Origin of the sequence: Methyloferula stellata AR4, assembly GCF_000385335.1 — a bacterium.
Lineage (GTDB): Bacteria > Pseudomonadota > Alphaproteobacteria > Rhizobiales > Beijerinckiaceae > Methyloferula > Methyloferula stellata.
Window position 1 is genome coordinate 3996471 of sequence record NZ_ARWA01000001.1, and the last position, 25155, is coordinate 4021625.

Sequence of the window (25155 nt, forward strand, 5' to 3'; positions counted from 1 at the left end):
CCCACCAAGCGCAAAGAAATCACTCTTTCCATTCTTGATTATGCTTATGCAAGATCGCTTCAAGTTGTGGAAGCAAAGGTTGTAACTCTTGCCTGATCGTCTCGAACAGGATGACATCGTCCACGCTGAAATAGCCGTGAGCTATGTAATTTCGCACCGCGGTCATTCGCGCCCACGGAATTTCTGGATGATCGGATTTTAGATCGTCTGGCAGATGTTTCACCGCTTCCCCCATGATCTCATATGCATCACAGCGAAACGTGTCTTCTCATCGGAGAAATAGTCATCCATCGTCATACCTTCGACGAATCGGATGATCGAACGGCATGCGCCAACAATATCGTCCAGAAAGTCGATATAGCTGCGGCTGCTCAAAGCGGCAAAGCTTCTTCGAGGATGCGCTTGCCCATATGTGGCTTCAGTGCCCGGCGCGTGACAAGATCGACATGCCGTTCCGTCAATCTCTCAAGTTCCTGCTCAAGCGAGAAATGATGGAAAACGGGATCGGCTTATCGAACTCGACGAGAAGATCGACATCACTCTTCTCGGTCGCGTCCCCGCGCGCCATCGAGCCGAAAAGCGCGAGCGAGTGGATCGGCCAACGCTTCCGGAGGTCCGGCAGGGCAGCGCGTAAAGTCGCGATGATCTCATCTCTTTCGCTCATGGCGAACCTATAGCGGATTTCGAGCCTTTCGTCCCCCGCCCGATGCCCAAGCAGAGGCTACTCGCCTCTAATTTTCGTCGTCGCTCTCGGCATAATCGCCTTCGGCGTGATCCAAAACGGCTTCCCGGTCGGCGACTTTTTGGCCTTTTTCGTCGCTCACCCAGACGTCGCCGCCGTCCGTTTGCAAAACCTCATGCGCCAGTGCCAATGCCGTTTCGAGGCTGACATGCGGATAGGCGAATTTGCGAACATGCCCGTCCTTCATCCAGGAAACGAAGTATGACATCGACGGCTTCCCTAAACTGCTAGTCTCATAATCCTTTGCCGCCCTTCATCGAGAGAGACGGCCATGCTCATGGTGGCATTTATAGCGGATTTCGCAAACTTGTCGCAATTATTTATATAGCTTTGCGACGAGCTTCTCGTAAAGCGGATTGACGGCGGAAAACACGTAATCCTGCGCCGTCACAGCGACATGGTCCGCGCCTTGGCCGATGAGCCAATCGGCGAGCGCCGCCACCTTTTCTTTGGGGCAATTCAAAACAAGGCGCCCATCCGGCGCGTGCAGGCGCATCCGGGCGGCAAATATCGCCTGCGCGTCGATCTGTTGCTCGGCCTCGAACTTTGCGAGCACCGTCGAGACTTCGCGGGTCGTGCGGGCTTCCTCTTCGGCGACGATCCGCGAGAGAAGAATGCGCGCTGTCTCTTTGGTCTTGTCGTCCCATGGCGCCGTCAGCGACGCCACGAGATTGGCTTCGGACCGCAGCATGACGCCATCGTCCAAAATCTTCAGCGCATTGGCGGCGAGCGTCGCGCCTGTCGTCGTGATATCGACAATGAGTTCGGCCTGCCCCGCCGCAGGTGCGCCTTCGGTCGCTCCCAAGCTTTCGACGATCCGGTAATCGGTGACATGGCGCTCGGCGAAAAACCGCCGCGTGAGATTGAGATATTTGGTCGCGACCCGCATGCGCTCGCCACGGCGCGCGCGAAAGGCCGCCGCGACATCTTCGAGATCGGCCATGGTCTTCACGTCGATCCAGGCCTGCGGCACGGCGACGACGACATTCGCATAGCCAAAACCGAGCGGCGTCAGAAGCACAAGCTTCGCATCGGCATCAGGCAATGTTTCGCGCACGAGATCTTCGCCCGTCACGCCCATATGCGCGGTGCCGGCCGCGAGCTGCGACACGATCTCGGATGCCGAGACGAAGGCCACTTCAACGCCCTCGATGCCTGCGAGCGTGCCGCGATAATCGCGCGCGCCGCGGCCTTGCACGAGCGTCAGCCCGGCGCGGCCGAAGAAGGCCGCGGCATTTTCCTGCAACCGCCCCTTCGAGGGTACGGCAAGGACGAAAGGCTGAGCCCCACTCATGATGCAGCGTCCATCTTGCCGTGATTGAGGCGGTCGACCCAGATCGCGGCGCCGACGGCAGGAATAGGCTCCTTCGCGCCGAGCGTCTTGGCCAAGGAATCGTAGCGTCCGCCGCCCGCGAGCGGCTTGCTATTCGGCTGATCCTTGTCATGCGCCTCGAAGACGAAGCCCGTATAATAATCGAGATTGCGCGCGAAGCCGGTGCCGAAGGACAGAGCCTCGATATCGAGGCCGCGCGCGGCCATGAAGCCGAGCCGCGCATCGAACCGATCGAGGATGGCAGACAGATCGAGCTTGGCGTCGCGCGCCAATTGGCGGAGTTCCGCCGAAGCATGATCGGGATCGCTCTCGATGCCGAGAAAGCGCTCGATGATCGCGCGCTTCTCGGCCGGAAAGCCCGAACCCGATTTCAGCGCCGCCTGTTCGAGAAAGCGGTCGGCGATTTCAGCCGCCGTGCGTCCGCCGACCGTCGCTATGCCTGCGATCGATAGCAGATCTTCAACCAGCGCGCGGGCGCCTTGCTTGTCGGACCCCTCCAAAGCCGCGAGCACGCCGGAATGATCCGTGCTCGCGCCATTCATGGGCGCGGACAGAATGGCTTCAAGCGCCTTGCCTTGCAGATGACCGCGGCTGATACGGCGGCGCCATTGCGGCGAGAGATCAAGCGCTTCCAGCAGACGCGCAAAGAGCCCCGCATCGCCGATCCGCACGCTGAGCACCTTGCCTGCAACGGCGGCGATGGTTTCCAAGGAGAGCGCCAGAATCTCGGCGTCCGCCGCCTCGCGATCGGCGCGGCCGAAATTCTCAAGTCCCGCCTGGATGAATTCGCCCGGCCCATCGGCGCGATAGCGAAAGACGGGGCCGCAATAGGAAAAGGCCGCGGGCTGGCCGGCTTCCGGCGAGGCGAGATAATGACGGCAGACCGGAATCGTATATTCCGGACGCAGGCAATAATCCGTGCCCGAGACGTCGCTTGTGAGGTAAAGCCGCCCGCGAATCTCCTCACCGGAATCGAAAAAATCCGAGGCCGGCAGAAGGATCGGCGGCTCGCAGCGCGGATAGCCTTGCGCGGCCAGATGGGCCGCCAAGGCGTCCTGAAGCAGGCGATCGTCAGTTAGAGACATGGCGGCCGCCATTCCATCCTTTTCGAAATGAAAACCTTCGTAGCAAAGGCCGCGCGGCGAAGCGACGGGTTTTCCGGCACAAGGTGAATGAAATCACCCCGCAAGAGCCCGGTCCCGGCCAGCCAATCCGTTGGCTTTATTAATAAATCCAGCTTTTGGCGAAGCCCCGCCTGTTCAGGCGAATGAGGCTTGTGATAAAGAGGCGCGTCCGATCGGCCGAAATCAGGAGCAAGCCATGCCGCGCGCGCAGTCCGCCTTTCTCAATCGCAAGGATGTCCCGGCGCGAAAGGATCTGCAAAAGGCGATCGACGGCCTCAAGTTCAAAGTGACCCTGGACGACGGCTATGCGCCCTTCAAGAGCCAGGGCTATCTGCCCTGCACGCTCGACGGCGAGGATGCCGGGTTCAATATCAAATTCCAGGATGTCGCAGCAGATGCTGCGCCCGCGAATCTCAAATCCGCGCTCGCCGAGCGCGATGTCGAAATCGCCGTCAAATGGAGCGGCGACGTGCGCGAATATATTGCCGCCATGGCCGTCTGCGCCGCGCTCGTCAATAATTTCGGCGCGATCGTGCACGATCCGGATGGCGACAAAGTCTATGCGAGCGACGAGTTCCTCGACAAAGCCCGCGAGGCCGCAGCCTCGATCTGAGATCGGACGTCAGGCCTGCTTCGTGGCTGTCGCCAGCGCGGGCCGGCTGCCGGCGAGCCATGTCTTGCGCCAGGGCTTCAGCACGAATAAGGCGAGCAGAGCCGTCAACACGTCCATCGTGATGACCAATCCGAAGACCGGAACCCAACTGCCCGTATGTTCGTGCAACGAGGCTGCGAGCGGACCGCCGAGCACCGAGCCCACGCCTTGCGCCATATAGAGAAAGCCATAATTGGTCGTCGCGTGCTGCGTGCCGAACGTGTCGGTCAAAGTCGAGGGGAAGAGCGAAAAAATCTCGCCCCAGCCGAAGAAGACGACGCCGGACAAGAGCACATAGGCCAGAGGATCGTGCCGTAGATTGAGCATGAGAAAAATCGCCAAAGCCTCGCCCGCGAAGGCGATGGCCATGGTATTTTCGCGCCCGATCCTGTCCGAGAGCCAGCCGAAGAAGGGCCGCGTCGCCCCGTTGGTGATGCGATCGAGCGTCAGCGCCAGCGGCAGAGCCGCGAAGCCCAGGACCATCACATTGTCGGTAATGCCGAACTCGCGGCTGAACGTCGCGAAGTTCAAAATCACCATGAGGCCGCCGGTCGACATCATCGTCATCATGACGAAGAGCAGCCAGAAGATCGGCGTCTTCAGCATGGATGTCGGCGTATAATCCGTGTCTGTCACATGCGGCGATGCAATGGTTGAAACGGTATAGCCAACCAAAGGCTCGCGCAAAAAGGCCGCGGCGAGCACGCCGACAGCTCCGAGAATCGCACCGAAAACGATGAGCGTGTGCTGATAGCCGGAGGCCTTCAACATGTCCGCGATCGGGAAGGTCGTGAGCATCGCGCCGAACCCATAGCCCGCCGCCGCCATGCCCGTCGCAAAGCCGCGCTTGTCCGGAAACCAGCGCACCATATGGCCGATGACGCCGACATAGACGATGCCTGTACCGATGCCGCCAAGCACACCATAGGTGAGATAGAGCATCGTCACATCCGTCGCATAGGCGGAAAGAATCCAAGACAGACCCGACAAAGCGCAACCGGCCATCACGAGCGGCTTCGGCCCGAAGCGCTCGATGAGCGCGCCCTGCAACGGCGACAGCCAAGTCTGCAGCACGATCAGGATAGAGATGGTGATCTGCAAGGTCGCCAGACTGACGCCGGTCACCTCCAGCAACGGCTTGGTGAAAAGGGTCCAGACATATTGCGGGCTGGAGATGGCCATCATGGTGATGACACCGAGCACCAATTGCAGCCAGCGATTGCCGCTCGCCCTTACACCTTCCAGCTCCGCCATTTTGGTCCCCATCCGCACAGTCCGGCCGCCACAAGGGAAATAGCCGGCGGAAACGCACCGGCGGCGCTCCGATCTCTGAAAGACTATAACTCTGGATTGCAGAATCGTGGAAGGAATCTCTAAGCGCTTAATTGCCTTCCGAAGGCATTTGGCGCCTATCTTCTCACGAATGTGAAATAGGCGGGGCGACGCCCTTCGCTCAGCGCCTTTGTCTCGTAGCGGGTGCTCTCCCAATCCGCCCAAGGCGCATGCCAATCCGAAGCACTTTGCGCAGGCCAGACGAAATCGGGCGACCGCAGAATCCGGGCGAGCACCCAGCCGGCGTTGTGATCGATATCGGTCGCAAAGCGCAATTCGGCGCCACTGCTCATCACGCGAGCCAATCTGGTGAGCATATCATCCGATAGAAAGCGTCTCTTGTGCTGACGCCGCTTCGGCCAGGGATCGGGATAAAGCAGATAGACGCAGGAGAGCACCGCCTCCGGCAAGGCGTCGATCACATCGCCCGCATCGCCATTATGCAGACGGATGTTGCAGAGGTCCGCCTCGGCGATGAGAGCCAGGGCTTTGGCGACGCCATTGACGAAAGGCTCGCAGCCGAAGAAGCCCACGTCTTGATGGCGCAGTGCTTCATCTGCCATATGTTCGCCGCCGCCGAAGCCGACTTCCATCCAGAAGGTTTTGGGCTGGTTCGGGAAAAGCGCCGCCGGATCGCCCAAGGGCTTCGAAAGATCGAGCGCCAGATGCGGCAGCAGATTTTCGACGAGCGCGGTGTGATGGGTCCGCAGCTTTTTGGCTTTGCGGCGCCCATGAAGCGGCGACGGAATAAATTCCGTATGTGGCGGAAGACTGGAGTTCATGCGCGCCTATTTATGTTTTGCCGCGGCGGGCGGCAAATCGGCAGCGCCTGACCCAATCAGGCGAGCGCCGACGTCAGCTCCTTGACGAGATCGGTCTTCTCCCAGGAGAAGCCGCCTTCGGCATCGGGGATCCGGCCGAAATGGCCATAGGCCGAGGTCCGCGCATAGATCGGCCGGTTCAGTTGAAGGTGTTCTCTGATGCCGCGCGGCGACAGGCGCATGATCCGGCCCAAGACCGTCTCCAGCTTGTCCTCGGCGACATTGCCGGTCTCGTGAAGATTGACGTAGATCGACAGCGGTTCGGCGACGCCGATCGCATAGGAGAGTTGGATCGTGCAGCGATCGGCGAGACCGGCCGCGACGACATTTTTAGCGAGATAGCGCGCGGCATAGGCGGCGGACCGATCGACCTTCGTCGGGTCCTTGCCTGAAAAGGCGCCGCCGCCATGCGGCGCGGCACCGCCATAGGTATCGACGATGATCTTGCGGCCGGTGAGACCGCAATCGCCGTCCGGACCGCCGATGACGAATTTGCCGGTCGGGTTCACATGCCAGACGGTTGCATCGCTGATCCAACCTTCCGGCAAGGTCTTGCGGATATAGGGTTCGACGATCGAGCGCACGTCGAGAGAGCTCAGGTTCTCGTCGAGGTGCTGGGTCGAGAGCACGATCTGCGTCGCGCCGACCGGCTTGCCATGCTCATATTTGATCGTGACCTGGCTCTTCGCATCGGGACCGAGTTTGGCGGCCTCGCCTTTGCCGCTCTTGCGTTCGGTGGCGAGCAGCTCGAGAATCTTATGCGCGTAATAGATCGGCGCCGGCATCAGCTCTGGCGTCTCGCGGCAGGCATAGCCGAACATGATGCCCTGGTCGCCCGCGCCCTCGTCCTTATTGCCGGCGGCATCGACGCCTTGCGCAATATCGGCCGATTGGGCGTGCAGCCTGATGTTGACGTCGGCATGCTTCCAATGGAAGCCTTCCTGCTCGTAGCCTATGTCCTTGACGGCTTGGCGCGCGGTCTCTTCGATCTGCTCGGGCTTTATCGGTGCGCCGCGCACCTCGCCGGCGATCACGACGAAATTGGTGGTCGCCAAGGTCTCGCAGGCAACGCGCGTCTGATAGGGATCGACACCGGCCTTTTCGCCTTCGCGAAAGAAGAGATCGACCACTTCGTCGGAAATGCGGTCGCAGACCTTGTCCGGATGGCCTTCAGAAACCGACTCACTTGTAAATAAAAAGGTCTCGCGCGGCACGGAGAGCTCCAACAGGCAGGTGATTGAGGTCGATCCGCCAAGCGGCGGAACCACGCCAGCGGAGGCCGAGGCTGGAGACACCCAACGCCTCGAACCCGCTAAACTTCGGACAATTCGTTCGTTTCGTCAAGCTTTTCTGGCGGATACGTTCGCTATAACGAACGCTACCTGAGTAACGTAGGCTGCGGATCGCGCCTGGGGTTGAGGCACATGTTGGTTATGAATGTGAAGAGCAAGCTTACTTCGCTGGCGTCTTGCCGGTTTCCGGCTCCTCGGCATCGTCCTCGTCGGCGAGACTCGTGACGAGATCGATGATCCTTTTGCGGACTTTCGGATTGTGAATCCGGGCAAAGGCCTTGTTCAGGCGCACGCCTTCCGTCGTCGAAAGGAAATCGACAATATAGGTCGAGCCTTCATCTTCTTCCGCGAATTGGGCCTGCGTCGCTTCGGACGCAGCCGTTCCTTCGGACGCCGGCGCGCCATCGAAGAAAAAGGCCGGAGGTACGTTCAAAATCTGCGAGATCTGCTGCAACCGGCTCGCGCCAATGCGGTTGGTGCCTTTCTCGTATTTTTGTACTTGCTGAAACGTCAGTTCCAGCGCCTCCCCCAGCTTTTCCTGGCTCATTCCCAGCAAAATGCGGCGCATGCGGACACGGCTTCCGACATGCCGATCAATCGGATTCGGTGCCTTTTTCACAAAAGCTGGTCTCCCCTCCACCTCGCCAGAAACCGGCTCTGTCTCATCAAACTTAGCAATACCCTGATTTCGCATGTGAAATGACACCTAGCGTGTATTTTATAATAATGCAACGTAGACGCGAGAAAGCGCTGGTATCAAACCTGTCTGCGAAAGATAAAGGAGCAACTAATTGCTATTAACCATACTAAAAACGGTGAGATGAATGGAAGATGAGCGAATATTGGTGGCCCAAGTCTCTGCGGAAGGCCACCGTCCAATAGTCCTTCTCTACCGAGAGAGAGTTCAGACAATACGCGTCCGTAGGGGTCGACGATCGCAGATATCCCTGAATTCGCCGCGCGCACCAACGGCAGACCTTCTTCGATCGTCCGCAATCGCGCCTGGGCGAAATGCTGATAAGGGCCGGCCGTATTGCCGAACCACCCGTCATTGGTGAGATTGAGAAGCAGGCCCGGCCGTTCGCCAGGCACAGACGGCATCACATCGCCGGGGAAAATGGCTTCATAGCAAATCAGCGGCACAACCGGCGGCAGGCCGGGGACATTCAAAATCACGTGTTTACTGCCCGCTTCGAAGCCGCCCGGCATATGCACGAACTGGCGCAATCCCAGCTTGTTCAGGAAGGTCGAAAACGGCAGATATTCGCCGAAGGGGACAAGATGAACCTTGTCGTAGCTTTCTAAAATCACGCCGCTCTTGTCGACGACCTGCACAGCGTTGAAGAAGACGGTGTGCGGCTTCGGATTGTCCTTGTCGGCCGGCAGATCCTCTTCGCGGGCCGCGCCCGTCACGAGGACGCTATTTGGCGACAGCACGGCGGCGATTTGCGCCAAGGCCTGCGGCGTACGCGACAAGATGAATGGAAAGGCCGACTCCGGCCAGATCAGGACCGAGACATCGGCGAGCCCGGTATGTGCCGGTCCGGTTGAGCGATCGGAGAGGGACAGATAATGCGCCAGGATCGCCGGCCCGTTCTCAGGCCGGAATTTGGCATCCTGCGCCAGATTGGGCTGCATGATCCGCAAGGAAATGCCCTTGACCAGCGGCGTCGTTCCAGGCGCAAGCCTGATCGCGCCGAAAATCGCGAGGCCCATAAAAACAAGAAGCGCGAGGCCGACGGGCGTGCGAACGAACCATCGCGTCGAAAAGGCTGCCCGAATGTGCCGGTCGATCAAAGTGGCGGGCGCCGCGCAAATCGCGATCGTAAGAACGGTCAATCCATAGAGGCCGACCACGGAGGCAAATTGCGCCGTGACGAGATTGCCGCCGAGCGCCATGCCGAACGCGTTCCAGGGAAAGCCGCTGAAGGCATGGCCCCGCAGCCATTCGGAAAGACTGAGGCCAGCGGCAAGCGCCAAAATCCGGCCGGGACCCGGCGACCAGATGAGCCGCGCCAGGGCGAATCCCAAAGCCGGGAAAAAGGCGAGAAAGGCCGGCAGGCCGATGACACCAAGCGGCAGCAGCCACGCAAACTTATCCGCCTCGACGAGAAAGGCCGCGCCGAGCCACCAGAGGCTTGCCAGAAAATAGCCAAAGCCCCACCACCAGCCGATCCCGAAGGCGCTGAAGAGAGACGCTGCCCGGCGCAGGCCGGCATCCGCCGAGCCATCGAGAAGCCAGACCGCGATGGTCATAGGCACGATCATGGCCGGGAAGACATCGACGGGCGCCATGGCGAGCGCGCCGCCCGCGCCCGCGCCGCAGGCAATCAACCGGCGGCGCCAGCCATCGGCGAGCATGACCGTCTCGGCGATCCGAAGCAGGACGGAAAACGCACCGGGGAGCTGTGATCGAAGAGGCGCCGCTGTCGTCATTTTTCTCCGCCCGCCGTTGTCCTGGCTGGAGGAGGCGAAGCAGATTCGGTGTCCCGCGTCAAAATCTCACCGCGACGTATCACCCGCCGCCGGCGCGGCGGAGGCCGGCGGAGTGACAGGGTCCACGCGCCGGCGGATCTTGATCTTTTTGACCCGGCGCGGGTCGGCATCGAGAATCTCGAACTCGAATGGACCTTCGGCAATGATTTCGCCCCGCACCGGGACGTGACCGGCCAAAGCCGTCACCAGCCCGCCGAGCGTGTCGACATCTTCGGCATCGGTAAAAAGATCGAGATCGACGCCGATCGTCTGCCACACATCGTCGAGCGCCGCGCGCGCATTGGCGACGAAGGTGCCGTCCGCCGCCGCCTCGACGTCCGGCCCTTCGTCGAAATCATGCTCGTCTTCAATGTCGCCGACGATCATCTCGACAATGTCTTCGATCGACGCGAGTCCGTCGGTTCCACCATATTCGTCGATGATGAGCGCCATATGGGTCCGCGTCGCCTGCATCTTCACCAGGAGATCGAGCGCCGGCATGGACGGCGGCACGAAAAGAACGGGGCGCAAGATTTTCGCTTCCGACAAAGGCAGAGAGAGATCGATGGTCGGCAGTTTGGACGGAGTCTCCATCGGCTTTTCCGCGCCCGCAGCCTGCGGTCCAGTCGCGAGATAATCGAGAAAGTCGCGGATATGGACCATGCCCCGCGGATCGTCGAGCGTCTCGCCATGCACCGGAAACCGCGAGTGACCGGCGGTCCGAAACAGCGAGAGGACATCGTGCAGGCTCGCATCGATGGCGACGGCGATGATATCGGCGCGCGGCACCATCAAATCCTCGACCTTCACCTCATGAAGATCGAGGACGTTCTTGAGCATGGCGCGTTCCTGCGCCGAGAGGTCGGCCTCCGTCGAGGTGGTGGCCAGAGCATCTTCGATATCGTCGCGGACGGACACCCCGCCCATTCCAAACAAGGTCCGGAGACGATCGAATAAGGTCGGCTTGGCGGGCTGCGGTCTCTCGCCTTGCGCCTCGCCGGCGGCACGCGGGTCGTGTTCGCTCATCATGACTCAGCGATCTGGACGAAGGCTCCCCGGTAAGGATCGGCAATGCCGAGCTCGGCCAAAACGGCGCGCTCCAGCGCTTCCATTTCGTCCGCCTCGGCGGCGACGAGATGATCGTATCCGATCAGATGCAAGAATCCATGGACAAAGAGATGCGCAACGTGATCGCGCAAGGACTTTTCTTCCTCGCGCGCTTCCCGCGCAGCGGTGCCATAGGCGACGACGATATCGCCCAGGATGGGCCCTGGGGCCGCCGTATCGCCGGCCGGAAAGGAGAGGACATTGGTCGGCTTGTCGATGCCGCGCCATTTTTGGTTCAAATCGCGGATGAAATCATCATCGCAAAGAAGAATGCTGACCTCGGCGCCTGGCGGCAGTTCGACGCCGCTTAACCGGACCGCCGCATCGATGGCGCTTTCGGCGAGCCCTTCCGGCTCTTCGAATGCTTGCCAGTCATCGCTTTCGATCGCGATATCGAGCGAGAGCTTCATCGCTGCGGTCCCTCACGCGTCACCGCCGCCGCGCGGTTGCGCGCCGCGGCTTCATAGGCGCCGACGATGCGCCGCACGAGATCGTGACGCACGACATCGCCCTCGCGGAAGATCACATGGCCTATGCCTTCGAGACCCGACAGAAGATCGATGGCCTCGGCGAGCCCGGATTTTTGTCCGGGCGGAAGATCGGTCTGCGTCGGATCGCCGGTGATGATCATCCGCGATCCCTCGCCGAGACGCGTCAGGAACATTTTCATCTGCATCGTCGTCGCGTTCTGCGCTTCGTCGAGGAGCACGCAGGCATTGGTCAAGGTGCGACCGCGCATGAAGGCAAGCGGCGCCACCTCGATCATGCCGGACTGCATGCCGCGCTCGACCACCCGTGGGTCCATAAAATCGTTCAAGGCATCGAAGATCGGCCGCAGATAGGGATCGACCTTGTCGCGCATATCGCCCGGCAAAAAGCCGAGCCGCTCGCCGGCTTCGACCGCCGGCCGCGACAGGATCAATCGCTCGACGACGCCCTGTTCAAGCAGCGACACCGCGAAGCCGACGGCGAGCCATGTCTTGCCCGTGCCGGCAGGGCCTTCCGCGAAGACCAGCTCTTCGCGCTTCAAGGTCCGCATGTAGAGATCCTGCGCAACGTTGCGGGCGCGCACCAGGCTCTTTTTACGTGTCCGGATCTGCTCGAATACGATGCCGGTAACATCCGCCTCGCGCGGAAACAGGCTGCCTTGCAGGGCTCCCTCTTCGATCGCGCCGTCGACGTCTCCGGGCGTCACGACATGTCCCTGGCGGGCCCGCGCCGCGAGATTCGCAAGAACGAGCCGCGCATGTTCGCAGGCCTCGATGGGGCCTTTGATCGTAACGTGATTGCCATTGGCATGGGCGACGACGCCAAGCCTGCGCTCGACCTTGGCCAGGTTTTCGTCATATTGGCCGAAGACCAGGGAGGCGAGGCGATTATCGTCGAAGGACACGCTGATTTCGGTCGGCTTCGTGTCCGCCACGGAAGGCAGCACCTCGGCACGCAACGAAGGTTGCGAACGGTCTGGTCTCAAGCCATTACCTCGCTCATGCCCGGGTTTGAAATGAGGCGTCCAAACAAAGAGTTTGGACCTGTTGCGATAATTTCAACCGGATGGATTCCGCCGATCAGCTCACGCGGCCCATCGACATGAACCGCCTGGAGGAAGGGTGACTTTCCGCCGATCTGACCGGCGTGGCGGCCGGGCTTTTCGAACAGAACGTCCATCCGGCGGCCGATCATGTCCCGGTTGAAATCATCATGCTGTGCTTCGACAAGCGCTTGCAGCCGCGCCAGCCGCTCGCTCTTCACCGTCTCCTCGATCTGATCGGGAAGATCGGCGCCAGGCGTGCCGGGACGCGGCGAATATTTGAAGAAAAAGCCCGAGGCGAATCGAACCTCGGCGATCAAGTCGAGGGTTGCCTCGAAATCCGCATCGCTCTCGCCCGGAAACCCGACGATGAAATCGGACGATAGCGCAATATCCGGCCGCGCCGCCCTGATCGCATCGATGAGCTTCAGATATTCGGCGCGGTCATGTTTGCGGTTCATCGCCGCCAGAATGCGATCGGAGCCCGACTGCACCGGCAGATGCAAAAACGGCATGAGCTGCGGCAGGTCGCGATGCGCTGCGATCAGATCCGCGTCCATATCGTTTGGGTGGCTCGTCGTATAGCGGATCCGGGCAATGCCCTCGACCTCCGCGAGCCGCGCGCAGAGCCGGCCGAACGAGACGATGCCGCCCGCCTCGTCCAGTCCGTGATAGGCATTGACGTTTTGCCCGAGCAGCGTGATCTCGCGGACGCCGTCGGCCGCCAGAGCTTCGACCTCGGCAATGACTGCTGCGACCGGACGCGACATTTCCGCGCCGCGCGTATAGGGCACGACGCAGAAGCTGCAGAATTTATCGCAGCCTTCCTGCACCGTCACAAAGGCCGAGACGCCGCGCGCCAAAGTCTTCTCGCGCAGCGGTGCCGGCAGAAAGGCGAACTTATCGATGATCGGAAATTCGGTATCGACGATGCCGGCACGTCCGTTCGATTGGCGCAAAAGTTCGGGCAGATGATGGTAGCTCTGCGGCCCGACCACGAGATCCACCGCTTTTTGACGCCGCAAAATCTCACCGCCCTCGGCTTGCGCTACGCAACCCGCCACGACGATTCGCGTCTCACGACCAAGAGAAGCGCGTTCCTTCTTGCGGAGCGCCACCTTGCCCAGTTCAGAAAACACCTTTTCCGCCGCGCGCTCCCGAATATGGCAGGTGTTCAAGATCACGAGATCCGCATCTTCTTCCTGCAGCGTCTCGTCATAGCCATCCGCTGCCAGAAGATCTGCGATCTTCTGCGCATCGTACACATTCATCTGACAACCATAAGACTTGATATGGAGCTTGCGGCGCGGATGATCCTGCACATGCGAGGCTTCGCTCGCGGATGAGCCTGCCAGCTCTAACTCATCAGAGTCGACCACGTTCATGACTTCGGATTGCTGCAATCCAAAGTCATCGGGATCCAGAGCGGGATGAGGAAAAGTGTGCAGCGGTTTTCCGCCCGCATCCCGCTCTAAACGATCAGAGGCGATCACGTTCATGACTTTGGATCGGTCCGATCCAAAGTCATCGTGATCTGTGGCAGGATGATTTCGATGTCGACTCATGGTCCTCGCAAGGGCAGAGGGTTAGCACCCTCCCCGCCCTCTTTTATGACGTTTTCGCGCGTCTGAGAACAAGCAAGACCATTGCCAGAATGGCAGAGCTCGCGTCTTTCGACTGAAATCGGCGTGATTTCAGTCCAGAACCGCACAAATCGCGATTTTCGATAGATGTGGATCTTGAGACCGGGCTTCAATCTGCTTTGGCGCAAAAACGCTCGATCGCGGCTTTGAACTTGGCCTTGAACGCATCGGTGTTGAAGGTCTCGGCGTGGGCGCGGATCGCCCGCGGGTCGAAACCATCCGGATTGGCCTCGAAAGCCAGAATCGCCTGCACCAAGGCTTCGACCGTCTGTTCCTTATAAAGCAGACCCGTCTTGCCGTCGATCACGGCATCGAGCGCGCCTCCCTTTGCATAGGCGATGACGGGACGCCCCGAGGCCATGGCCTCCAAAAACACGATGCCGAAATCCTCGATCCCGGCAAACAGCAGCGCGCGGCAGTTTCTGTAGAGTTTCGCGATCTCTTCCGTCGTCTGCCGCCCGAGAAGCGTGACGGTCGGACCGGCGAGCGAGGCTAGCCGCTCCTCTTCCGCTCCGGCGCCGACGACGATCAGTTTCCGGCCCAGGCGATTGGCTGCCTCGATGACGATCTCGGCGCGCTTATAGGTTTCGAGCTGGCTGATGAAGAAATAATAATCCCCGCTCGGATGGGCCTCGATGTCATAGTCCTCGAGTCTCACCGGAGGAAAAATGACCTCGGCGTCGCGCCTGTAGGTCTTTTTGATTCGCTTGGCGACAAACCGCGAATTGGCGATGAAATGATCCACGCGATTGGACGAGACCACGTCCCAGAGGCGCAGAAAAGGCGCCAGCACCGGCATCATCATTCGAGCCAGGAAGCCCGCGGACGAGCGGTAGAGCTGATATTGGTCCCAGATATAGCGCATGGGACTGTGGCAATAGCAGACATGAATCGCGTCGGGCCGCGTCAGAACCCCTTTGGCCGGACCCGACTCCGACGAGATCACGAGGTCATAGGACGAGAGGTCCAATGCCTCCAGGGCGAAGGGCATGAGCGGCAGATAGAATTTGTAGAAGCGGCGCGCGAAGGGCAATTTCGCGATGAAGGTCGTAGTGACCTTATGCGCGCCGATGATCGGTCCGGCGGCTTCCGCATCATAGACATGAGTGAAGATATCTGCGTCCGGATATGTTTCGCAGATGGCTTCCAGAACTTTTTCGCCGCCTCTCAGGCCGACGAGCCAATAATGAACGATGGCAATGCGCATTCAGTCTCTCCGCCGCGCTTCGCATATTGCGCATGGAATCTGAAGCGGCATTTATTGAACACGATTCATGACTGAATCGCACGCTTTTGGCGAGCGGAATACTATTTCAATTCTTAAAAAAACCTGGAAAGCTTTTCTTAACCTTAATCGCGCTGCCCCGCGCGAAGCTGCGCAACGTTCTTTTGGAAGCTCGCGGCGCGGAAGTTATTTGGCCACGTAGACCTTATTGGCCATCGTCTGCACGGCCTGCCGGAACGCGCCTTCCATGGTGACGACGAAATTATAATGGGTCGGCGAAAAAGGCGCGGCATGAAACGGCTTATTGCTCGTCCAGCCAACGAGGATGGCGCTGATCTCGGGCTTGTCGGTTTGCGCCAGAACGGCGCCGCCAGAGGCGCCGTCTCCCGTCTCGCAATCGAAGGAAAATTCGCGCGTGCCTTCCTTGCCGGACGCGAGTTGATCGTGGAGATGGCATTTTTCCATCGACAGGCGGCGGCCTTCACCCCAATCGACATGGCCTCTTGCCACGAATTCGACCGGCGCATTGACGGCCGAGGCTTCGGCTATTCCATAGGGCTGCACGCCTTCGACGGGCTTCGCGAGGCGCGCGACGGCCCAGTCATGAACCTCTGCGACGGCATAGGGATTGGTGCTGCCGGCAATGACCGAGCTGAGATCGATCGGGACGCCGATCTGCTTGCCGTCCGTCTCCAGCACGAAGATGCAGGATTTGGCAGTCGGCGCGCCCTTCTCGTCGAAAAATACATGCGCGGCCGTCGTCACGACCTGATCGGTCAGGGTCAATTGCCCGGCGCCGTGCAGATTCCCACATTCGATGAGGCCCGAGGCGGCATAGGTTCGGCGCAACGCTTTGGGGTCGAGCTTATTCTCGACGGCGAAATCGTCGACGGTTTTGCGGCTGTTCTTGCCGAAGACGAGAACCGGAAAGACGTTTTGAGGCGGTGAAGCGGCGGGCAGTTCCTGCATCACCGGCGCAGAAGCCGCGAACTCGGAGGAAGCAAGAGCAAATGGCAAAATGCCGAGGGCAGTCAGCAAACGTCCTGGTTTCATCATCCCGATATTTCTCGATTCGGCGCGACAAGCCAATGATTTAATTTCGAGAAAAAGGCCAAATCAAGCTGAGCCGGCGCAATTTAATTCAATTCCGTCTTGTTCGAAGGGCGGAAAATGAACGGATCGCCTCAGGCCGCGGACCTCTTGCTGTGCGGGCATGTCGCAGGCAGCCGAAAGACCAGCTTGCGCCACAGGTTCGTCGATAGAAACTGTTTCACAGAATTTTGCGGCAGATTTTGGCCGAAACCCGCGGCTTTGGCGGCAGTTGAGAACGTATAGCCGTCATTTTCAGGCCTTTGGCCCGGACCCCGTCGCGGCGTGTCGAATTATTCACAGGTTACACTGATGCTTTGGATTCGAGACCCAAATCAGGAACGGATCTCCGGTTTGCCAGCTTCGCACGCGACCAAAATGCCCGTTTCCAGCCTTCAAGACCGCTACGAAGCCGAAGTGTTTCGCGGCCATCTTGAACGCGACGTCGCGCAGATCACCGTCTTGGACCGGTTGGGTGAGCTCGCCGAGGCGCTTGCTGCCTATCAGCCTGCGCGCAAGGCCGGTGCCCTCAGCCGGGTTTTCGGAGCGAAACAGCAAAGCGCCGCGCCGCATGGGCTTTACATCTGGGGCTCGGTCGGACGCGGCAAGACGATGCTGATGGATCTCTTTTTCGAGACCGTCGAAATCCCGCACAAAAGACGGGTTCATTTTCACGCCTTCATGGCCGAAGTGCATGCCCGCATTCACGCTTGGCGGCAGATGGAGAAGAGCGGCGAGGTCAAGGGCGACGATCCGATCGCACCTGTCGCCGAATCCCTGTCTAACGAAGCCTGGCTTCTTTGTTTCGACGAATTCGCCGTCACCGACATTACCGACGCAATGATTCTCGGGCGGCTTTTCAACGCCTTGTTGCAGCGCGGCACGGTCGTCGTCGCGACATCCAATGTCGAGCCGTCGGAGCTCTACAAAGACGGTTTGAACCGCACCCTGTTTTTGCCCTTCATCCAGCTTCTGCAGCAGAAGATGGATATCGTCGAACTCGCGGCGCGCACCGACTTCAGGCTCGAAAAACTGCAGGACGCGGCGGTCTATTACGTTCCGGCCGATGCCAAGGCGCACGAGGCTTTGACCAAGGCTTTCAAAGCCTTGACGGGTGCCGAACATGGCGAGCCCTGTCATTTGTCGCTGCTCGGGCGCCAGCTTCACGTGCCCGAGGCCCGCGCCAATGTCGCGCGTTTCAATTTCGCCGATTTGTGCAAGGCGGCTTTGGGTCCGCAGGATTATCTCGCGATCGCGCGCGCCTTCCACACTTTGGTCCTGGACGAGATTCCGGTGATCGAAGCCTCCGAGCGCAATGAAGCCGCACGCTTTACGATCCTGATCGATGCGCTTTACGATCAGCATGTGAAATTGATCGCCTCTGCCGCTGCCGAGCCGGACCGGCTTTTCCGCGGCACCGAGGGGCGTGAGGCGTTCGAATTCAAGCGCACCGCGTCGCGCCTGATGGAAATGCGCTCAAAGGATTATCTTGCTTTGCCGCACGGCATGGCCGCATCGATCGGATCGGGCGATACGAGCGGCCTCGTCGAAACTTGAAAAAGCCGGACCTTGAAAAAGCCTCTGCGCCTTCGCGATCCGCAACCGGCAGAAACTCCGACTGACGTCCGTATTCTCGACATTGCCGCAGACCATATCCGCCGCCACGGCATCGAGCGCACCACGATCTTGAGCATCGCCGCCGAAGCCGGCATGTCGCACGCCAACATCTATCGCTATTACCCGTCGAAGACGGCGCTCATCGAGGAAATCAGCGCGCAATGGCTGAAACCCCTCGAAGCGGCCTTGCATGTGATAGGTGACGCGCCCGATCCCGCCTTCGACAAGCTCGAACGGCTCGTCTTCGCCCTGCACCGCGCCTATCGCGACAAGATCGAGACCGATCCCGCCATATTCGCACTTTTTTCGGCGGCTTCGGCACAGGGCGCCGCGATCGCCCGGCGCCATTATGGGCGGCGCGATTCGGAAATGCGCCGGATCCTCGACGAAGGCGCGAGCGGTCCAGGCTTCGATCCGATCGATCCAAAACGCGCCTTGGCACTGATTCTCGACGCCGCCTACCGCTTTATCGATCCCATTGCGATGAAACTGGATTTGGAGGTCCAAAGAGCGGTTCTCGAACAGCGCATGGGGCGCGTGACGAAGACGGTTTTCCGGGCTCTGAGCACTGGCAGGATTTGAATAATTGTTGTTACAAATTTCATAAACTGTAATTGGTAACCAGAAGCCTAAAACTCGTATTACGCATCTTTTCAAAGATTTGATGCTGATCCACGCCTGATTTCGCCGAAATTCATACTTATGTCGCTCTCGAAACGCATCCGAAGCTGGCATACAAAGCGAAGCAAGCGCGCACGGAAGCATCGAACGCTTTACTGCGGTGCAACATAAGAAATGGGTGGAGGCGTCACGATGGGGCGAAAAAAGATCGCGTTGATCGGCGCCGGTCAGATCGGCGGGACGCTCGCCCATCTCATCGGCCTTAAGGAACTCGGCGATGTCGTCCTCTTCGATATCGCCGAAGGCACGCCGCAGGGCAAAGCCCTCGATCTCTCCGAAGCGGCGCCGATCGCGGGCTTCGACGCGCATATCGCCGGCGCCAATGATTATAGCGCGATCGCCGGCGCCGATGTCGTGATCGTCACGGCAGGCGTCCCGCGCAAGCCCGGCATGAGCCGGGACGATCTTCTCGGCATTAATTTGAAGGTCATCGAGGCCGTCGCCGACGGGATCAAGCGCCATGCGGCGGATGCCTTCGTCATCTGCATCACCAATCCGCTCGATGCCATGGTTTGGGCTCTGCAAAAGGCCTCCGGTCTGCCGTCGAAGAAAATCGTCGGCATGGCGGGCGTGCTTGATTCGGCGCGGTTTCGGTTTTTTCTCGCCGAGGAGCTGAAGGTCTCCATCGAAGATGTCACGGCCTTCGTGCTGGGCGGCCATGGCGACGACATGGTGCCGTCGCTGCGTTATTCGACCGTTGCGGGCATCCCTTTGCCGGACCTCGTGAAAATGGGCTGGACGACGCAGGCAAAGCTCGACGCGATCGTCGACCGCACCCGCAAGGGCGGCGGTGAAATCGTCAATCTGCTCAAGACCGGCTCGGCCTTTTATGCGCCCGCCGCCTCGGCCGTGATGATGGCCGAGAGCTATCTCAAGGATAAGCGCCGCGTGCTGCCCTGCGCGGCCGAACTCAACGGCGAATATGGCGTCGACAAGCTCTATGTCGGCGTCCCTGTCGTGATCGGCTGCAACGGGGTCGAGCGTGTCGTCGAGATCGAGCTCGACGCGGCGGAGCGGCCTATGTTCGACAAATCCGTCGCGGCCGTCCGCACGCTCGTCGACGCCTGCAAAACCATCAACCCTGTTTTTGCCAAATAATGACCCCGGACTGGACCCCTGGTATACCATGGTATTCGGCATCCCAGCTCAAGCTGAGTTGACGAAAAAAGGTAAGGCTCCGGTCGAAGGAAGATAATTTGCGATGAATATTCACGAGTATCAGGCAAAGGCTATTTTGAAGGATTTCGGTGTCGCCGTGTCGCGCGGTGTGGCCGTGCTGAGCGCGGCCGACGCGGAAACGGCGGCAAAGGAACTCGGCGGCCCGATCTGGGTGGTCAAATCGCAAATTCATGCCGGCGGCCGCGGCAAGGGCAAGTTCAAGGAGCCGGAAGCCGGCGATAAGGGCGGCGTGCGCCTCGCCAAATCCATCGACGAAGCCAAGACCTTCGTCGCCGAGATGCTCGGCCGTACGCTTGTCACGATTCAAACCGGCGCCGCCGGCAAGCAGGTCAATCGGATCTATATCGAAGATGGCTCGGCCATCGCGAAGGAATTCTATCTGTCGCTCCTCGTCGACCGCGCGACGAGCCGCGTCGCTTTTGTCGTCTCGACCGAAGGCGGCGTCGAGATCGAGGAAGTCGCGCATACGGCACCCGAGAAGATCGTGACCTTCTCGGTCGATCCCGCGACCGGCATCATGCCGCATCATGGCCGCGCCGTCGCCAAGGCCCTGGCGCTGACCGGCGACCAGGCGAAACAGGCCGAAAAGCTTACCGCGCAACTCTATCAGGCCTTCGTCGCGACCGACATGTCCATGCTCGAGATCAATCCCCTGATCCTGTCGCAGGACGGGCAGATCCGCTGCCTCGACGCAAAGGTGTCCTTCGATACCAACGCGCTTTACCGGCATCCCGAAATCCTCGCCTTGCGCGATTTGACGGAAGAAGACGAGAAGGAAATCGAAGCCTCGAAATATGACCTCAGCTATGTCGCGCTCGAAGGCACGATCGGCTGCATGGTCAATGGTGCAGGCCTCGCCATGGCGACCATGGACATCATCAAGCTCTATGGTGCCGAGCCTGCGAATTTTCTCGATGTCGGCGGCGGCGCCACGAAAGAGAAAGTGACGGCGGCTTTCAAGATCATCACCGCCGATCCGAACGTCAAAGGCATTCTCGTCAATATTTTCGGCGGCATCATGAAATGCGACGTGATCGCCGAAGGCGTCATCGCCGCGGTGAAGGAGGTCGGCCTCAAAGTGCCGCTTGTCGTGCGCCTCGAAGGCACCAATGTCGAACTCGGCAAGGCGATCATCAATAATTCCGGCTTGGACGTGATCCCCGCCGACGACCTCGATGATGCCGCACAGAAAATCGTCGCCGCCGTTGGAAAGAAGGGCTGAGACGATGTCGATCCTCATCACCAAAGAGACCAAGGTCATCTGCCAGGGCTTCACCGGCAAGAACGGGACCTTTCATTCCGAACAGGCGATCGCCTACGGCACCAAGATGGTCGGCGGCGTGACGCCGGGCAAAGGCGGTGCGACGCATCTGGGCTTGCCGATCTTCGACACGGTCGCGGAAGCCCGCGAAAAGACCGGCGCCGACGCTTCCGTCGTCTATGTGCCGCCGCCGGGCGCGGCGGATGCCATCTGCGAGGCGATCGATGCGGAGATCCCGCTCATCGTCTGCATCACGGAAGGCATTCCCGTCGCCGACATGATCAAGGTGAAGCGGGCGCTTTCGGGCTCGAAATCGCGTCTGATCGGACCCAATTGCCCCGGCGTGATGACATCCGGCGAATGCAAGATCGGCATCATGCCCGGGAACATCTTTTCGCAGGGCACGGTCGGCATTGTCTCGCGCTCCGGAACGCTTACCTATGAAGCCGTCTTCCAGACGACACGCGAGGGACTGGGCCAGACGACGGCGGTCGGCATCGGCGGCGACCCCGTCAAGGGTACAGAATTCATCGACATGCTCGAACTCTTTTTGGCCGATGATAAGACGCAATCGATCGTCATGATCGGCGAGATCGGCGGCGCGGCCGAGGAAGACGCCGCGCAATTCCTGGCCGATGAGGCGAAGCGCGGACGCAAGAAACCGATGGTCGGCTTCATCGCAGGACGCACCGCGCCGCCCGGACGGCGCATGGGTCATGCGGGTGCGATCATCGCCGGCGGCAAAGGCGGAGCCGAAGACAAGATTGCCGCCATGGAACGCGCCGGCATCAGGGTTTCGCCCTCGCCCGCGCGGCTGGGCAAAACCTTGGTCGATGTTTTGAAAAGATAGATCAGTGAAGATCGTGGAGCTTCTCAAAAGCTCCACGATCCGGCCGGTCTGCAAGGGTGAGTTAAGCGTATCGGGGGCAAACTATGACGGGGATCTTATAGGCGTCGGCACGCCGAAGTTTGGCCGGAGGATCGAATGGCACGGCAAGATACGAATGGAACGAATGGTGCGTCCGGCGGAGCCGGGCTTGCCCGCTCGCCGCAAAACGACACATTTGCCCTCACCTCTTTTCTCTATGGCGGCAATGCGGCCTATGTCGAGCAGCTGCACGAATCCTATCGCCGCGATCCTCTCTCCGTCGATGCGGAATGGCGGAGTTTCTTCGACGGGCTGAACGACGACCGCGCCGCCGTCGAAAAAAGCGCCCATGCGCCCGCCTGGAAAATTCCCAACTGGCCGGTGGCTGCGAATGGCGAACTCGTGTCCGCCCTCGACGGCAATTGGACCGTCACGGAAAAGATCCTCACCGACAAATTGAAGGCGAAGGCCGCCACCGAGGCGAAGCCCACATCGCCCTCCGATATCGAACGCGCCACGCGCGATTCTGTGCGGGCGCTGATGATGATCCGCGCCTATCGGATACGCGGTCATCTGCATGCCAATCTCGATCCGCTCGGGCTCGCCGCCTCAAAAGATCACGAGGAACTGCATCCGTCGAATTACGGTTTCACCGAAGCCGATTACGATCGCCGGATCTTCCTCGATAATGTACTCGGCCTCGAATATGCGACGATCCGCGAAATTCTGCCTCTCCTGCAGCGCACCTATTGCGGCACGATCGGCTATGAATTCATGCATATGTCCGATCCCTCCGAAAAAGCCTGGATGCAGGAGCGCATCGAAGGCCACGGCAAGGAGATCAGCTTCACGCGCGAAGGCAAGCGCGCGATCTTGAACAAGCTTGTCGAGGCGGAAGGCTTCGAGAAATATCTCGACGTCAAATTCACCGGCACCAAACGCTTCGGCCTCGACGGCGGCGAAGCCATGGTTCCGGCGCTCGAACAGATCATCAAGCGCGGCGGCGCGCTCGGCGTGCGCGAAATCATCTTGGGCATGGCGCATCGCGGCCGGCTGAATGTCCTGAGCCAGGTGATGGCCAAGCCGCATCGCGGCATCTTCCATGAATTCAAAGGCGGCTCGCTGACGCCCGAAGATGTCGAAGGCTCGGGCGACGTCAAATATCATCTGGGCGCGTCGTCGGATCGCGAGTTCGACAATAATCACGTGCATCTGTCGCTGACGGCAAACCCGTCGCATCTCGAAATCGTCGATCCCGTCGTGCTCGGCAAGGCCCGCGCCAAGCAGGATCAATTGAACGATCTCGTCGAGCGCGACAAGGTGATGCCGCTCTTGATCCATGGCGACGCGGCCTTCGCCGGCCAAGGTGTCATCGCGGAATGTTTTGGCCTCTCCGGCCTCAAGGGCCACAACACCGGCGGCTCGATCCATTTCATCATCAATAATCAGATCGGCTTCACCACCAACCCACGCTTCTCGCGCTCCTCGCCTTACCCGTCCGACACGGCGAAAATGATCGAAGCGCCGATCATCCACGTCAACGGCGACGATCCCGAGGCGGTTGTCTATGCCGCGAAGATCGCGGTCGAGTTCCGGCAGAAATTCCATAAGCCGGTCGTCATCGACATGTTTTGCTATCGCCGCTTCGGTCATAACGAAGGCGACGAGCCGGGCTTCACCCAACCGCTGATGTATAAAATCATCCGCGCGCATAAGACGACGCTCGAAATCTACACCGAAAGGCTCGTCGCCGAAGGCGTCGTGACCGAAGGCGAAGTCGAAAAGCGTAGGGCCGATTGGCGCCAGAGGCTGGAAGCCGAATATGAGGCTGGCCAAGCCTATAAGCCGAACAAGGCCGACTGGCTCGACGGCCGCTGGGCTGGTCTGAAGCCTGCGCTCGACAGCGACGACGACCGCCGGGGCCGCACCGGCCTCGACCTCGAAAAGCTCAAGGACCTTGGCCGCCGGATCACCGAAGTGCCCGCGGGCTTCCATCTGCACAAGACGATTCAAAGGCTCGTCGAAAATCGCCGCGCCATGATCGAGACCGGCGAAGGCGTGGATTGGGCCATGGGCGAAGCCCTGGCGATCGCAAGCCTCGTCGACGAAGGCCATCCTGTGCGCCTTTCCGGGCAGGACAGCGAGCGCGGCACCTTCTCGCAGCGCCATAGCGTGCTGATCGATCAGGAGACCGAAGCGCGTTACGTGCCGCTCAACAATGTGCGCGACGGACAGGCGCGCTATGAAGTCATCAATTCGATGCTGTCGGAAGAAGCCGTGCTCGGGTTCGAATATGGCTATTCGCTCGCCGAGCCCAATGCGCTCGTCATGTGGGAAGCGCAATTCGGCGATTTCGCCAATGGCGCGCAGGTCGTGTTCGATCAGTTCATCTCGTCAGGCGAACGCAAATGGCTGCGCATGTCGGGCCTCGTCTGCCTGCTGCCGCATGGCTACGAAGGCCAGGGGCCGGAGCATTCCTCGGCCAGGCTCGAGCGCTATCTGCAGATGTGCGCCGAGGACAATATGCAGGTCGCCAATTGCACGACGCCCGCCAACTATTTTCACATTTTGCGGCGGCAATTGAAGCGCGAATTCCGCAAGCCTTTGATCCTGATGACGCCGAAGTCGCTGCTGCGCCACAAGCGCGCCGTATCCTCGCTGCAGGCGATGAGCGCGGATGCCACTTTCCACCGCATCTTATGGGATCAGGCGGAAACGCATCGCACCGAAACGGTGAAGCTCGTCAAGGACGATAAGATCCGCCGCGTCGTGCTCTGCACCGGCAAGGTCTATTACGATCTTTTGGAAGAGCGCGAAAAGCGCGGCATCGAAGACATCTATCTGATGCGCGTCGAGCAGCTTTATCCGTTCCCGCTGAAGGCGCTGGTCAATGCGCTGTCGCGCTTCAAAAAGGCCGATATCGTCTGGTGCCAGGAGGAGCCGAAGAACATGGGCGCCTGGTCCTTCGTCGAACCCTATCTCGAATGGGTGCTCGGGCAATGCGGCAGCAAAGTGAAACGCGCCCGCTATGCCGGCCGCCCGGCATCGGCCGCGACCGCGTCGGGACTCATGTCGAAACATCTGGCGCAACTCAAAGCTTTCGTGGACGACGCTTTCTCGGCCTGACCGGATAGGCGTCTTATGATTTCTTCAAGAAGACCGCGCTCTTTACTTTAAAGATCT

The 25155-nt window shown here is 60.1% G+C and carries 23 protein-coding genes; 7 read left to right on the top strand and 16 right to left on the bottom strand.

From position 1 onward, the window contains the following. Nucleotides 1-19: 19 nt before the first annotated feature. From A3OQ_RS23125 to A3OQ_RS0119855, 5 genes are all read right to left on the bottom strand, one after another. A complete protein-coding gene (locus tag A3OQ_RS23125) occupies nucleotides 20-235 on the bottom strand; it encodes a HepT-like ribonuclease domain-containing protein (protein WP_020177192.1) in 216 nt (71 codons plus the stop codon). Nucleotides 236-457: 222 nt separating this feature from the next. Further along, a complete protein-coding gene (locus tag A3OQ_RS25380; RefSeq protein ID WP_020177195.1) occupies nucleotides 458-664 on the bottom strand; it encodes a nucleotidyltransferase family protein in 207 nt (68 codons plus the stop codon). 67 nt (nucleotides 665-731) lie between these two features. Next, entirely contained in the window at nucleotides 732-950 is a 219-nt protein-coding gene (locus A3OQ_RS0119845; RefSeq protein ID WP_026596043.1) for a hypothetical protein, read from the bottom strand. A gap of 108 nt (nucleotides 951-1058) precedes the next feature. Further along, entirely contained in the window at nucleotides 1059-2036 is a 978-nt protein-coding gene (hisG, locus tag A3OQ_RS0119850; protein WP_026596044.1) for an ATP phosphoribosyltransferase, read from the bottom strand. Further along, nucleotides 2033-3160 (bottom strand): ATP phosphoribosyltransferase regulatory subunit, encoded by a 1128-nt coding sequence (locus A3OQ_RS0119855; protein WP_040581558.1) that lies wholly within the window; start codon nucleotides 3158-3160, stop codon nucleotides 2033-2035. Before A3OQ_RS0119855 ends, hisG begins: the two co-directional genes overlap by 4 nt. A gap of 235 nt (nucleotides 3161-3395) precedes the next feature. On the opposite strand from A3OQ_RS0119855, the gene A3OQ_RS0119865 reads away from it, so the two are divergent. Beyond that, the gene (locus A3OQ_RS0119865; protein WP_026596045.1) at nucleotides 3396-3812 is read left to right on the top strand and encodes a hypothetical protein; all 417 of its coding nucleotides are present in this window, start codon (nucleotides 3396-3398) and stop codon (nucleotides 3810-3812) included. A gap of 9 nt (nucleotides 3813-3821) precedes the next feature. On the opposite strand, the gene oxlT is transcribed toward A3OQ_RS0119865, so the two are convergent. The 11 genes from oxlT to A3OQ_RS0119920 form a co-directional block, all read right to left on the bottom strand. Then, complete coding sequence (oxlT, locus tag A3OQ_RS0119870; protein WP_020177200.1) at nucleotides 3822-5105, bottom strand: oxalate/formate MFS antiporter; 1284 nt, start codon at nucleotides 5103-5105, stop codon at nucleotides 3822-3824. A gap of 155 nt (nucleotides 5106-5260) precedes the next feature. Next, nucleotides 5261-5965, bottom strand: a complete 705-nt coding sequence (gene trmB / locus A3OQ_RS0119875; RefSeq protein ID WP_020177201.1) for a tRNA (guanine(46)-N(7))-methyltransferase TrmB — start codon at nucleotides 5963-5965, stop codon at nucleotides 5261-5263. A gap of 56 nt (nucleotides 5966-6021) precedes the next feature. Further along, the gene (gene metK, locus A3OQ_RS0119880; protein WP_020177202.1) at nucleotides 6022-7272 is read right to left on the bottom strand and encodes a methionine adenosyltransferase; all 1251 of its coding nucleotides are present in this window, start codon (nucleotides 7270-7272) and stop codon (nucleotides 6022-6024) included. Between the two features lie 184 nt (nucleotides 7273-7456). After that, nucleotides 7457-7915: a helix-turn-helix domain-containing protein gene (locus tag A3OQ_RS0119885; protein ID WP_020177203.1), complete on the bottom strand. Its 459-nt coding sequence runs from the start codon at nucleotides 7913-7915 to the stop codon at nucleotides 7457-7459. 137 nt (nucleotides 7916-8052) lie between these two features. After that, nucleotides 8053-9732: an apolipoprotein N-acyltransferase gene (lnt, locus tag A3OQ_RS0119890; RefSeq protein ID WP_020177204.1), complete on the bottom strand. Its 1680-nt coding sequence runs from the start codon at nucleotides 9730-9732 to the stop codon at nucleotides 8053-8055. A 66-nt stretch (nucleotides 9733-9798) separates the two neighbouring features. After that, nucleotides 9799-10800 (bottom strand): hemolysin family protein, encoded by a 1002-nt coding sequence (locus A3OQ_RS0119895; RefSeq protein WP_020177205.1) that lies wholly within the window; start codon nucleotides 10798-10800, stop codon nucleotides 9799-9801. Next, nucleotides 10797-11288, bottom strand: coding sequence for an rRNA maturation RNase YbeY (gene ybeY / locus A3OQ_RS0119900; RefSeq protein ID WP_020177206.1), 492 nt, complete (start codon nucleotides 11286-11288; stop codon nucleotides 10797-10799). Before ybeY ends, A3OQ_RS0119895 begins: the two co-directional genes overlap by 4 nt. Next, nucleotides 11285-12325, bottom strand: a complete 1041-nt coding sequence (locus tag A3OQ_RS0119905) for a PhoH family protein (RefSeq protein ID WP_020177207.1) — start codon at nucleotides 12323-12325, stop codon at nucleotides 11285-11287. The genes ybeY and A3OQ_RS0119905 overlap by 4 nt, the downstream gene beginning before the upstream one ends. Before the next feature lie 23 nt (nucleotides 12326-12348). Beyond that, on the bottom strand, nucleotides 12349-13794 hold the full coding sequence (gene miaB / locus A3OQ_RS0119910) for a tRNA (N6-isopentenyl adenosine(37)-C2)-methylthiotransferase MiaB (protein ID WP_152428689.1): 1446 nt from the start codon (nucleotides 13792-13794) through the stop codon (nucleotides 12349-12351). Between the two features lie 367 nt (nucleotides 13795-14161). Further along, nucleotides 14162-15259: a glycosyltransferase gene (locus A3OQ_RS0119915; protein ID WP_020177209.1), complete on the bottom strand. Its 1098-nt coding sequence runs from the start codon at nucleotides 15257-15259 to the stop codon at nucleotides 14162-14164. Nucleotides 15260-15463: 204 nt separating this feature from the next. Continuing rightward, nucleotides 15464-16246 (bottom strand): trypsin-like peptidase domain-containing protein, encoded by a 783-nt coding sequence (locus tag A3OQ_RS0119920; protein ID WP_244427203.1) that lies wholly within the window; start codon nucleotides 16244-16246, stop codon nucleotides 15464-15466. A 498-nt stretch (nucleotides 16247-16744) separates the two neighbouring features. Between A3OQ_RS0119920 and zapE the strand changes: the two genes are divergently transcribed. The 6 genes from zapE to A3OQ_RS0119950 all read left to right on the top strand — a co-directional run bounded on the left by zapE (nucleotide 16745) and on the right by A3OQ_RS0119950 (nucleotide 25098). Beyond that, complete coding sequence (zapE, locus tag A3OQ_RS0119925; RefSeq protein WP_020177211.1) at nucleotides 16745-17923, top strand: cell division protein ZapE; 1179 nt, start codon at nucleotides 16745-16747, stop codon at nucleotides 17921-17923. A 12-nt stretch (nucleotides 17924-17935) separates the two neighbouring features. Continuing rightward, complete coding sequence (locus tag A3OQ_RS0119930; protein WP_020177212.1) at nucleotides 17936-18565, top strand: TetR/AcrR family transcriptional regulator; 630 nt, start codon at nucleotides 17936-17938, stop codon at nucleotides 18563-18565. A 231-nt stretch (nucleotides 18566-18796) separates the two neighbouring features. Continuing rightward, nucleotides 18797-19762, top strand: coding sequence for a malate dehydrogenase (mdh, locus tag A3OQ_RS0119935; protein ID WP_026596051.1), 966 nt, complete (start codon nucleotides 18797-18799; stop codon nucleotides 19760-19762). Between the two features lie 103 nt (nucleotides 19763-19865). After that, a complete protein-coding gene (sucC, locus tag A3OQ_RS0119940) occupies nucleotides 19866-21065 on the top strand; it encodes an ADP-forming succinate--CoA ligase subunit beta (RefSeq protein WP_020177214.1) in 1200 nt (399 codons plus the stop codon). Nucleotides 21066-21069: 4 nt separating this feature from the next. Beyond that, complete coding sequence (gene sucD / locus A3OQ_RS0119945; RefSeq protein ID WP_020177215.1) at nucleotides 21070-21954, top strand: succinate--CoA ligase subunit alpha; 885 nt, start codon at nucleotides 21070-21072, stop codon at nucleotides 21952-21954. Between the two features lie 135 nt (nucleotides 21955-22089). Further along, on the top strand, nucleotides 22090-25098 hold the full coding sequence (locus A3OQ_RS0119950) for a 2-oxoglutarate dehydrogenase E1 component (protein WP_020177216.1): 3009 nt from the start codon (nucleotides 22090-22092) through the stop codon (nucleotides 25096-25098). The last annotated feature ends 57 nt before the right edge of the window (nucleotides 25099-25155 follow it).